This is a genomic window from Mycobacterium sp., from assembly GCF_032162105.1.
Taxonomy (GTDB): Bacteria; Actinomycetota; Actinomycetes; order Mycobacteriales; family Mycobacteriaceae; genus Mycobacterium.
The window spans coordinates 1-5,715 of the sequence record NZ_JAVRPS010000460.1 but is presented as its reverse complement, the minus strand read 5'-3'; the positions used below and the strand labels follow the sequence as shown (position 1 = coordinate 5,715).

Sequence of the window (5,715 nt, the reverse complement as noted above, 5' to 3'; positions counted from 1 at the left end):
ACACCACCGTCGTGAGCAACGACCATCGGCGCCATCACCAGACCAGCTAAAACGAAAGCCGCCCCGACTATTGGTCGGGGCGGCTTTCACCTGTCCTCTTGACAAAACCGCCTCCATATCAGGTTCTGGGACGCTACAGCCACGATGCCCCGGCACACCACATTCCGGTTCTGTCTCGACCCCACGGACGAGCAGCGTGACGTGCTGGCCCGTCATGCCGGAGCGGCCCGGTTCGCGTTCAACCAGTGTCTGCGGATTGTGGCGACCGCCCTCTCCCAACACCGCGCTGATGCTGATGTGGTGGTGCCCTGGACCGGGTTCGATTTGATCAATGCGTTCAACGGATGGAAGAAAACCGAGGCTGCGGGACGGGTGTTCGCCGTTGACACCGATGGTGTCGCCGAGGTCCGGGTAACCGGCCTGTCGTGGCGGTCCCAGGTGTGTCAGCAGGCGTTCGAGGAAGCCGCCGTGGACTGCGGACGTGCGCTGAACGCGTGGTCGGATTCCCGCTCGGGTAAGCGTCGGGGCCGCCATATTGGGTTTCCCCGGTTCAAGAAGAAGACCCGCTCCGTGCCGTCGTTTCGACTGCGCAACAGGCATCCAAAGGGTCGGCGCCCGACGATGCGGGTCGGTGATGGAGATCGGCCACGGTCGGTGACACTGCCCGGTATCGGAGTCGTGGCTGTACACGACGACACGCGCCGCCTACGCCGCATGCTCGCGAAGGATAGGGCCACGATTCTGTTTGCCACGGTGTCGTTTCGGGCGGGCCGCTGGTGGCTGGCGCTGAACGTAGAGGCCGCCGAGTTGCACACCGCTCACCGGCATCGCGTCCGCGCTGATGCCGATCACAGCGGCTGGGTCGGGGTTGACCGCGGGCTATCGGCGTTTTTCGTCGCCGCCACCAGTAATGGCCATGAGGTCGCCCGTGTCGGCGCGCCGCCCAAGCCCCTCGTCACCGGCATGCAGCGTCAACGCCGTCTGGCGAAATCGTTGTCCCGAAAGAAGAAAGGATCCCGCAACCGCGGTGACGCTGCGGCCCGTCTCGACCGCCACCACCGCCACGTCGCCAACATCCGTGCCCACTTCCTGCACCAGGTCTCCAACACGCTGGTCAAGACCCACGACCGGCTCGTCATCGAAGATCTGAACGTGACTGGACTGCTCGCCAACCATCGACTCGCTCGAGCCATCGCCGATGCCGGCTGGGCGAAATTCGCCCGCATGCTGTTGTACAAGCAAGCCTGGCGCGGCGGCGATGTCACCATCGCCGACCGGTGGTACCCGTCGAGTCAACTCTGCTCAGCGTGCGGTGCCCGCGCCAGCGGCATGACGTTGGCCGATCGGGTCTTCACCTGCGTGTGCGGGCACCACCTTGACAACGCTGCGGTCAACCTTGCCCGCTGGGGCGAGGATCATTCCGCTCACCCCGAACCCCGGACACCCAAGCGCGGAGGCCGGGCCACCAATGCCCACCGACGGGACGGCGCTGGCCAGCACGCCAGGCGTGCAGGCGAAACCGACCCGGCAGACGTGGGAACCGACGTTCACACCGCACCCGCGGCCTGAACCGACGACACCCGAGAAGGGTGGTGCCGAACAGCGATGGCGTTTGTTCGACACGCTTTAGCCTTGGCGGATGACCACCCGGCGACTGACGCCGACCGATGCGCAGACGTTCTGGATGTCGGCGAAGATTCCCAACGACACGTTCCTGTTGTTCGGATTCGCCGGTGTGCCGTCCGATCTGGAGGCGACGCTGGACGACGTCACCTCGCGAGCCCGCGGCTGTCCCGACTTGACGGTGCGCATCGACGATCGCGGGGGACTGAGCTATCCGGCCTGGGCGCGCCGGGACGTCGACCGCTCGCAGTTCGTGGTGCACGACCTCGAGGACCGCACGTGGGCGAGCTGTCTTGGCGAGGTGAGCCAGCTCATCGCCGACCAGGTGGATGCCCGGGTGGCGGCGTGGCGACTGCACCTCTTCACCGACGTCGACGGCGTGCCGGGAGTTGCGGGCGCGGGCACGGTGGCGGTGCTGCAGATCTCGCACGCGCTCGGTGGCGGTGGACGAACGTCGGCACCCGCGGCGCTGATGTTCGGCCGGGTCGGCGTCGTGGTGCCCGAGATCGGCTCTTCGTTGGCAGGCCCGCCCACCTTGCCGCTGCTCGGGTGGCGCGCCGCCAGGGCACATCGTCGATTGGTGGCCGATACCGAAGCGGGAGTCGTTCCGCCACAGGCGGATCTGCGTCCGCTGCTGCGGACCAATGCGCGACCGTCCGGCTCGACCGGCCTGCGCACGGTGGTCCGGAAGCGCTCCGACCTGCCAGGGGGAACGGTGACGGTCGCCGTCCTGTCCGGGGTGTCGGCCGCGCTCGCCGATCATCTGCGTGCCCTCGGCGACGACCCGTCAAAGCTCGGCGCCGAAGTTCCGATGGCCAAGCCGCCACCGCGCCTGGCGTACAACCACTTCGGCAACGTCGGCATCGGTCTGTACCCGGATGTGGCCGCCGAGGAGCGCAGCACGCGGATCGCCGCCGACCTCGATGCGCGGCGCCGCCGGGCCGGGCATCCCGCGATTCGTGCGGCGGATCTGGCCTTCGGCGCGACGCCCGCACCGTTGTTGCGTTGGGGGATGGAACGATTCGACGCCGACCTGCGCGTGCCCGCGGTGACGGGCAACACGGTGGTGTCCAGCGTGAACTGCGGCGCGGCGGACTTCGCCTTCGGAGGTGCACCCGTGGTGCTGGCCTCGGCGTTCGCCGGACTGTCGCCGATGATGGGCCTGACACACGTCGTGGTCGGCATCGGCGACACCATCACGATCGGCGTGCACGCCGCCGAATCGGCGGTGGGTGGGCCCGATGGGCTGGACGCCTACGTGGCCCGGCTGGAGGCGGCGCTGGGATCCGAGTCCAGCCCGCCGACCACTTGATAGTGCTGCATCTCCTCGATGTCATCGACGTACGGCCGGATGGGCGGGAAGAACCGGCGGAACTGCGCGCTGGTACGAAACCCGTTGAGGTGATCGGCGGTCGAGGTCCACGAGATGCGCAGGACGAACCGGTCGGGCTCCTCTTCGCACTGCGCCAGCTGGTAGCCGAGGCAGTACTCGCTGTCGTCGAGCGCGGTCACCGCCTCCCGATAGGCGGCGGCGAACGCGTCGCGCCGATCGGCGTCGATCCGGTAGCGGATGTACTCGACTGTCACCCTTGCCCCCTCAACAGTCCGAAGGCGAAGTCCGTGCCGAAGCCGCGGCGCAACGCCAGGTGAATCCAGATCAGTGCGTACGGCTCGAGCAGTCGGGCCAGCGCGAGCTCGCCCGCGTCGACCACCTCGAAGCCCAACTCGGACACCAGGGTTGAGGTGACTTCCTTGGCGGCCTCGTCGTCACCGCAGACGAACATCACCGGTGTACCCGCAACGTGCGGGTGGGCCATCATCGGCGCACCGATCTGGTTCATCGCCTTGCACACCCGCGCCCCGCGCGCCCACGCGGCGACCTGCTCGGCGCCCGACGTGGAGTGCCCGATCTCCAGCGCGGAGAAGTCGGGCGTCAACGGATTCGTGCAGTCGACGAGAATCCGGCCCGTCAACTCACCGCAGTCGGCAACGGCCTGCTCGGTGGACTGCCACGGCGTGCACAGCACCACGACGTCGGCGTCGCGGGCGGCGTCCGCGGTGGGCGCGACGGCGGCGCCGAGGTCGGCGTACTTGGGGTCTTCTGGGGTTCGCACTCCGTAAGTGACGTCGTGAGCGGTGCGCCACGCGCCGCCCAACGCCCGCCCGACGTTGCCTGCCCCGATGATTGCGATCCTGATGCGCGATACGCTACGACCGCGTGGTCCCACCAGCAATGACGGACTTCGAGGTGGGGTACGGACCGGGAGGTTAGTGTGCAGGCCACAGGACCGGAAGAGCGCCGGGATGACCCATGCCCCGTCGAGGCCACCCTCGCCGTCATCGGCGGCAAGTGGAAGGCAGTGCTCGTCTTCTATCTGAAGCGCGGCGGGGCGCACAGGTTTGCCGAACTACGGCGCAAGACGCACGGGATCAGCGAGCGCGTACTGACCAGGCAGTTGCGCGAACTGGAGGCAGACGGCATCGTCCAGCGTGAAGTCTTCGCGGAAGTGCCGGCGCGCGTGGAGTATTCGCTGACCGACTACGGAGAGTCGCTCGGTCCGGTGACCGAGGCGATGTGTCAGTGGGGCAAGGTGCACATGACGGCGCGGACCGCCTGACGTCAGCTAGAGGTTCACTTGCGGAGATTGGCGATACCCACGTCCAGGGCGGCCTCGAGGTAGCTGATGTCGCCGGTGTTCAGCAGCACCGAGACCCCGCCCTGGATGCCTGCCAGCAGTGCCGCCGCCGCGCGCGCCGGGTCGACCGACTCGGCGATCTTTCCCTGCTGCTGCATGGCGTGCACCCCTGACTCGATCTCGGTGCGCCACTGGTCGATCAGCGCCGAGGTCACCGCCCGCGCTCCCGGCGTGCGGCCCATCTCGGACATCACGGTCGACAGCGGGCACTGCTGTCCCTGCGCGCGGTAGCGCTCCACCACCACGTCGCGCCAGCGCTGCCACGCCGCCCAGGACGTCAACCGGCTCAGGTGCGGTTGCTGGTCGCTGAGCACACGGGCCGCCTCCTGTTCGGCCACCGCGAGTAGCAGCTGCTCCTTGCCGCTGGGGAAGTAGTGGAACAGCTGGCTCTTCGACGTCCCGGTGTGCGCCAACACGTCATCGAGCGTGGTGCCGACCGCGCCGTTGACGCGGATCTCCGCGGCGGCACCATCGATGATCCGCTGGCGGGTGGCCCGGCCCTTTGCCGTGTATTTTTGGACTTGCGAGTCCATTTTTAGTTCACCATTCTTGGACTCATGAGTCCAAACAATACGCGGCTGGCAGGCCGCACAGCACTGGTCACGGGTTCCACAGGCGGCCTCGGCGTGGCCATCGCACGCGCTCTCGCCGATGCGGGCGCGTTCGTCGTCGTCAGCGGGCGCAACAAGGAGCGCGGCGACGACGTCGTCGCAGCCATCCGGTCCGCGGGGGGCGAGGCCGCGTTCGTGGTCACCGATCTGAGCGGCGGGGCGACGGCGGCACGGGCGCTCGCCGAGGAGTCCACCGCGACAGCGGGCGGCCGGATCGACGTCTTGGTCAACAATGCCGCCACGCTCTTGATGCCGACGCCGACCGCCGAGGTGTCCGAGCAGACGCTGCGCGACGCGTTCGCGGTCAACGTCTTCGCCCCGTTCCTCCTGACCGGCATGATCGCGCCCGCGATGGCCGAGCGCGGCCGCGGCGCCGTCGTCAACATCGGCTCCATCACGGGGCTGCGCGGCAGTGATGGATCGGCGACCTATAGCGCGAACAAGGCCGCGATCCATTCGCTGACCATGTCCTGGGCCGACGAGTACGGGCCATCGGGCGTGCGGGTGAACGCGGTCGCGCCAGGTCCGATCGCCACCGACCGCCAGGCGCAGTTCGCCGATCACGTCGCTCCGATGCTGGCCCGCATCCCGTCGCGGCGGATGAGCACGCCAGAGGAAGTCGCGGCAGCGGTGGTCTTCCTGGCCTCCGACGATGCGGCCAACATCCACGGCGCGGTTCTCAGTGTGGACGGGGGCTGGGCGGCGGTCTAGCAACGGCATGACAGACCAAATTCCCGGGTCGCTTCGCTCCTGCCCGCCGGAAGACCTAGATTACGTTGCGTGAC

Annotated in this window: 7 protein-coding genes; 4 read left to right on the top strand and 3 right to left on the bottom strand. The window is 68.1% G+C overall.

What is annotated here, in order from left to right:
* The first annotated feature begins 144 nt into the window (after positions 1 to 144).
* On the top strand, positions 145 to 1,569 hold the full coding sequence (locus tag QOC69_RS23645; RefSeq protein ID WP_526444165.1) for an RNA-guided endonuclease TnpB family protein: 1,425 nt from the start codon (positions 145 to 147) through the stop codon (positions 1,567 to 1,569).
* 70 nt (positions 1,570 to 1,639) lie between these two features.
* Entirely contained in the window at positions 1,640 to 2,935 is a 1,296-nt protein-coding gene (locus tag QOC69_RS23640) for a DUF1298 domain-containing protein (RefSeq protein WP_526444163.1), read from the top strand.
* On the opposite strand, the gene QOC69_RS23635 is transcribed toward QOC69_RS23640, so the two are convergent.
* Together QOC69_RS23635 and QOC69_RS23630 are read right to left on the bottom strand one after the other, a co-directional pair.
* Positions 2,878 to 3,210: a putative quinol monooxygenase gene (locus QOC69_RS23635; protein WP_526444161.1), complete on the bottom strand. Its 333-nt coding sequence runs from the start codon at positions 3,208 to 3,210 to the stop codon at positions 2,878 to 2,880. The genes QOC69_RS23640 and QOC69_RS23635 overlap by 58 nt on opposite strands.
* Positions 3,207 to 3,851: an NADPH-dependent F420 reductase gene (locus tag QOC69_RS23630; RefSeq protein WP_526444159.1), complete on the bottom strand. Its 645-nt coding sequence runs from the start codon at positions 3,849 to 3,851 to the stop codon at positions 3,207 to 3,209. Before QOC69_RS23630 ends, QOC69_RS23635 begins: the two co-directional genes overlap by 4 nt.
* A 45-nt stretch (positions 3,852 to 3,896) precedes the next feature.
* Here QOC69_RS23630 and QOC69_RS23625 point away from each other — a divergent pair, with 45 nt between their 5' ends.
* On the top strand, positions 3,897 to 4,241 hold the full coding sequence (locus QOC69_RS23625; protein ID WP_526444157.1) for a winged helix-turn-helix transcriptional regulator: 345 nt from the start codon (positions 3,897 to 3,899) through the stop codon (positions 4,239 to 4,241).
* A 14-nt stretch (positions 4,242 to 4,255) separates the two neighbouring features.
* On the opposite strand, the gene QOC69_RS23620 is transcribed toward QOC69_RS23625, so the two are convergent.
* Positions 4,256 to 4,852, bottom strand: a complete 597-nt coding sequence (locus tag QOC69_RS23620; protein WP_526444155.1) for a TetR/AcrR family transcriptional regulator — start codon at positions 4,850 to 4,852, stop codon at positions 4,256 to 4,258.
* A 24-nt stretch (positions 4,853 to 4,876) separates the two neighbouring features.
* Between QOC69_RS23620 and QOC69_RS23615 the strand changes: the two genes are divergently transcribed.
* A complete protein-coding gene (locus tag QOC69_RS23615; RefSeq protein ID WP_526444153.1) occupies positions 4,877 to 5,641 on the top strand; it encodes an SDR family NAD(P)-dependent oxidoreductase in 765 nt (254 codons plus the stop codon).
* Positions 5,642 to 5,715 lie beyond the last annotated feature (74 nt).

What these genes read in the sequence shown, in the direction of transcription:
- QOC69_RS23645 (WP_526444165.1), top strand. Translation starts at nt 145, where the DNA reads ATGCCCCGGCACACCACATTCCGGTTCTGTCTCGACCCCACGGACGAG.
- QOC69_RS23640 (WP_526444163.1), top strand. Translation starts at nt 1,640, where the DNA reads ATGACCACCCGGCGACTGACGCCGACCGATGCGCAGACGTTCTGGATG.
- QOC69_RS23620 (WP_526444155.1), bottom strand. Translation starts at nt 4,852, where the DNA reads ATGGACTCGCAAGTCCAAAAATACACGGCAAAGGGCCGGGCCACCCGC.
- QOC69_RS23615 (WP_526444153.1), top strand. Translation starts at nt 4,877, where the DNA reads ATGAGTCCAAACAATACGCGGCTGGCAGGCCGCACAGCACTGGTCACG.